At 43.2% G+C, this 4845-nt stretch carries 5 protein-coding genes; all 5 read left to right on the top strand.

From position 1 onward, the window contains the following. Nucleotides 1–727: 727 nt before the first annotated feature. The 5 genes from MO867_RS20485 (at nt 728) to MO867_RS23630 (ending at nt 4806) form a co-directional block, all read left to right on the top strand. On the top strand, nt 728–1921 hold the full coding sequence (locus MO867_RS20485) for a hypothetical protein (protein WP_252472561.1): 1194 nt from the start codon (nt 728–730) through the stop codon (nt 1919–1921). Between the two features lie 244 nt (nt 1922–2165). Then, nucleotides 2166–3005: a hypothetical protein gene (locus MO867_RS20480; protein WP_252472559.1), complete on the top strand. Its 840-nt coding sequence runs from the start codon at nt 2166–2168 to the stop codon at nt 3003–3005. A 161-nt stretch (nt 3006–3166) separates the two neighbouring features. Beyond that, on the top strand, nt 3167–4225 hold the full coding sequence (locus tag MO867_RS20475) for a hypothetical protein (protein WP_252472557.1): 1059 nt from the start codon (nt 3167–3169) through the stop codon (nt 4223–4225). Nucleotides 4226–4243: 18 nt separating this feature from the next. Beyond that, complete coding sequence (locus tag MO867_RS20470) at nt 4244–4651, top strand: hypothetical protein (protein WP_252472555.1); 408 nt, start codon at nt 4244–4246, stop codon at nt 4649–4651. A gap of 26 nt (nt 4652–4677) precedes the next feature. Continuing rightward, the gene (locus MO867_RS23630; RefSeq protein ID WP_256474235.1) at nt 4678–4806 is read left to right on the top strand and encodes a hypothetical protein; all 129 of its coding nucleotides are present in this window, start codon (nt 4678–4680) and stop codon (nt 4804–4806) included. Nucleotides 4807–4845: the final 39 nt, after the last annotated feature.

Here is a 4845-nt window from a genome sequence, read left to right as displayed (position 1 = left end):
GTCATCTCTTTTTTGCTAATAGTAAAGAAATGACACAGAATTCTGAACACTACCTGTTGTCTCGATCGTAGTGTATTCTTTTCTTCCCCCCTTTTTTAGTAAGTAATAGTTAGCTTGGCTTCCCAGGTGAAAGGCCTGCTTTTCTACCGCATTCACTATTTTACCTGCTGACATTTGATCCCCTTTTTTTAAATCGTGAAAGTTCATCATTGCCGATTGGGCGGCAATAGAGGCGGTCAGTTGGGTGAAGAAAAAATACAGTCGAATAAGTTTGCGTTATCAACTGATTGCCTGAGGAGGAAGTGAGGCTTTTGGCCAGAGAAGCCCTTTCTTTGTCTCCGAATACCTTTACCTTTGGCGCTAAAGAATAATTTAAAACTTTATTCCTAATATTTCCGCACTTCCTTCTTATGGTTTCGGCATTAGATGTCGTTCACGCTTAGCGGGTAGTTGGTCGGCCCATGATCAGCGATTTGAGAATAGTTTCTAAATATTCAGTTGTTCAGTATCGCAAGTGAACTTGTGCCAGTGCATGTAAATTCTATTGAGAGTTTTTAATCAGCGTAAATAATTCTGCCAAACTCCCCTTTACTCAGGCATGTGACATGCCCCATAGGCTAGGGTTCGCAATTTTGTATGCTGACATGTTTCTGGTATCGATTCCACTTATGAGCCTTATTTCATAAATTCCTAAGAATAGTACCGGTAGCAGATAAAGGATTCCATTATGAAGAAACTAGAGCCTTTGGTGATAGTGATAATAGCGACTTTGAGTGGTGGTGTTGTAGCTAGTAATAATACGACACTGGTCGATCAGCAAGGAATGGGTAATACAGCCAACGCTAATCAAGTTGATCCTACAGCCATAAATAACCTGATCGATGTGACTCAAATTGGTGATGGCAATTTTTCATCATCTACACAGTCGGGAGATGCTGTAAGTAATACGATGATCCACAACCAAGAGGGTGTTGGAAATATGGCCGAATCCTTCCAGCAGTTTTTCACCGAGGTCAGCTCGATGGAAATAAATCAGGCTGGCGATGCTAACGACGTAGCTGCGGAGCAGTTTGAATCATTAGGCTCTACTCAAGAACTAAATCAATCTGGGCAGATGAACTTTATGGCTATCACCCAGACAGACACAGAAGCTTCCAGTATTGCAGTCACCCAAACTGGTGATATGAATGATGCGATAATTATGGGGCAAGTATTTGATATTTTGGGGAGTTCCATCACCCTGAATCAAATTGGCGATGATAATATGGCTCAAATTGGCCAGCAAAGTGTCGTAGAGCTTAGCTCTATTGGTGTGGATCAGGTTGGCGATCAGAACCTCTTTGTTAGTGAGCAAATAATGGGGGTTTTCTCTTCTACGATTAATGTCCTTCAGTCTGGGAATATGAATGAAGTTGACTCTGATCAGGAAAATGGAGTTACCGCCAGTACAGTTTCAATTACACAGGTCGGTGATGGTAACTTTGGTGGGTCGCTACAGGAAGACACTGTGAATGGAAGCACTGTCAATGTAAGCCAAGTGGGTGATGGAAACCTCGGTGGAGGCGTTCAGCTGGTAGCCGTCGATTCCAGTGTAGGTAGCGTGAGTCAGTCTGGCACTATGAATATGGGGGTTACCCAGCAGGCTGGGGGTACTTCTTTCGCTGTAGCAACCCTTACTCAGCTCGGTGAATCGAATGAAGCAATGCTTATGCAAATTACTGCAACTTCAGTAACAGCAAATTCGCTGCAAAATGGTATTAGCAATATGCTATCCATTTCACAGATGAGTAATGCGTTAAGTAATGCGACCACTACCCAGGTAGGTGATATGAATCAGCACCTGACAGAGCAGACACTTGATGCTCAAACAGCAATTGCAACGCAGAATGGTACTTTGAATATTGGCACTATTTTGCAATAGGTCTTATTTGAATTTGATAATCCGTTCCAGTCCTTGGTTTTGGGGGCGGGTTATTCAAGCATTTTTATGGTGCTCGAATTAAAGTAAATAACCTAACAGGTTTTTGATGGTATCTGCCTCTTGAAAGGCAAAGTGGCCGAAGAGTTGTGCCGGTTTATCTTAAGGTATAAAGCCTATTGTAAATAGTGGAGCTGGTATCTCCGTATAGTAATTTTGTCATATAAACGGAAAAGTTGAGTTAATTATGAAAGTTTGGATTTCGACTGCAACCCTGGCTTCACTTTTGGTGAGTGGCTACTCTATGGCAGGCAATAACTTGGCAGGTGTTGAGCAGGGTGGGTTTGGGCATCAGGCAACAGTGGATCAATCCAATCCTACCAGTACCAATAATACAGTCTCAGTAATGCAAACTGGGGATTCTCACCAGGCATCGGTTTTACAAGGCGCCCTTACGGATTTGAATACGGGCACGGTAGAGCAATTAGGATTAATGAATGAAGCTATTTTGGAGCAGATTGCAGAAGTGTCTGAGAGTACTGCCCTGATTAGTCAGACTGGGGATGGGAATTCTGGATGGGTGGTGCAGGATGATTTTGTGATTGCGGGAAATGTCAGTGTTATCCAGTCGGGCTCGATGAACGAAGGTGTTGCGGCACAGGTTGATACCGGGGGGATACTGGGTACCCTGGTTGTAACCCAGGTTGGGGTAGGTAATTATGCCCAGGCTATTCATGAAGATTTTGCCCAGTCAAGCGTTGGGCTGGTTAACCAGCAAGGAGAGGGCAATATTGCTGAACTCTTCCAGGGTGATATTACTGAGTTGGGTTTTATCAATGCTACGCAGAATGGCGTGCTTAATGAAGCTTATGTCGCTCAGGAATTTGTCATGTCTTCAACTATTTCAACGTTTCAAAATGGGAGTATGAATTACATTGAAGTTGGGCAGTCTGCGATGAGTGGAGGGACTGTTATAACTACACAGATGGGGGATGCCAATACTCATGCCACAACTCAATCGAATGATGGCCAAACGGCTATTGCCAATCAGGTGGGTAGTGGAAATACGGGGAATATTATGCAGTAGAATTTCAAGGCCATAAAATTCTGTCTGTCTTTGTTTTTGCTGATTTAGAATTTTTTAATTGTGAGTGAGGGTGCTGAATAGTTGTGAATGCTTCGTTGCTCTTGTGAGGGAATTCCCTGCTCATTTGTTTGTTCGGTAATTTGCGTGAAAAGGAATTTGCTATGAAGTTTATGAAGCCATTGGCCGCAGCGGTATTGGCCGTGATTCACTGTGGAGCTGTCGCCGACAGTAATGTCAGTAGTGTTTCCCAACAGGGCTCTATGAATACAGCCACAATTAATCAGTCTGATCCTACGGTTACAGATAATCAGATTGTGGTTATTCAAGATGGGGTGGGAAATGTCTCTGATGCGGAACAGTTGGATAATACCACTGACAGTCTGATTTCGCATATCCAGATTGGCGACGACAATGATGCGATGTCTCTCCAGGAGATGGATGTAAGTTTGGCTACCACAGCCATTAATCAACAGGGGGATATGAATGACGCGGAAACCATACAGGCAAATTCTATTAGTAATAGTACTATTTCAGCGGTACAGGTAGGTACAGATAATGAATTTGAATCCAGGCAGGATAGCCAGGTAAGTTCTAGTACGATATCTTCAGTTCAGGTGGGGGATACGAACTCGGTTAATCTGGACCAGATAGACTCTGTCGATTCAAGCACTATCAACGTAAGTCAAGATGGTGATACGAATGATATCGAAGCGGAGCAATCCACTTCAGTCTCCGCCAGCACTATGATTTTTACACAGGTTGGTGATCAGAATACTTTAGATTCGAATCAGTTTCAGGCATCGTCTGTATCCGCGAGTATTTTACAGGTGGGTACCTCCAATGATGCTGATATTGATCAGTTTGTAAATGTATCATCCAGCACTTCCAGCATAATTCAATCCGGTAGCGGTAATGTGGCATTCACGGATCAATCTAGTGATGTTTCTGGGAGTGGTATTAGTGTTTCGCAAGACGGTACAGACAATGATGCAGAGGTAAGTCAGGACGATGTTGTTTCTCTGAGCTTTGTTAGTGTTAGTCAAACCGGAGATATGAATGAAGCTGAAATAGACCAGGAGGGGGATATATCCTCTACTTCTGCTACCGTTGAGCAAGGTGGCAGTTCGAACAATACCGATATTAATCAAAGTAATTTTATAGACTCTTCAACAGCGACAGTATTTCAGAGTGGCGATGGCAACGACGCTCAGTTGTTGTAAATAGATGGGCCGATTTTATTGAGTACAATAACGGTGGACCAAAGTGGTTCCACCAATATGGTGGATGCCGAACAGGACGGCCTTATTAACAATAGTGTGATCGATATTACTCAGTCGGGAACAGATAATACCGCTGATGTTGAGCAGGATACCCTGGTTGATCTGAGTAGTGTGACGACATCGCAAATAGGTACGCAAAGCTCGCTGACCGTGTTACAAATGGATGTCACATCATCCAATATCACCATTACCCAAGATGGAGATATGAATATGGTTGATGTCAGTCAGGTTGGGGCTTTCAGTAGCGCCAGTACCACTTCTCAAGCTGGCACTTTAAATACTCATACCACCACTCAAGTGAATGATTTCCAAACCGCACAGGTAACGCAGGCAGGTACGGGGAATATGGGTATGATTATTCAGTAATTTTAAGCAACGAATGTTGAGGTAATTTGGTAGAGAAAAAAGAAGGTAAAGGGGGCGGATATGTTTCGGTCCACACCGAATTTAATATTGATCTTGATGATGATGATGATGATGATGATGATGATGAGTGGGTAAGTGGTGAGGCTGTAATTTAAATTGTGTAACTGCTCATGCCCCCATACTCTATACCGGAG

The sequence above is a fragment of the Microbulbifer okhotskensis genome (assembly GCF_023895975.1).
Taxonomy (GTDB): Bacteria; Pseudomonadota; Gammaproteobacteria; order Pseudomonadales; family Cellvibrionaceae; genus Microbulbifer; species Microbulbifer okhotskensis.
The sequence above is the reverse complement of the archived record's forward strand: the minus strand, read 5'-3'. Positions and strand labels throughout refer to the sequence as shown.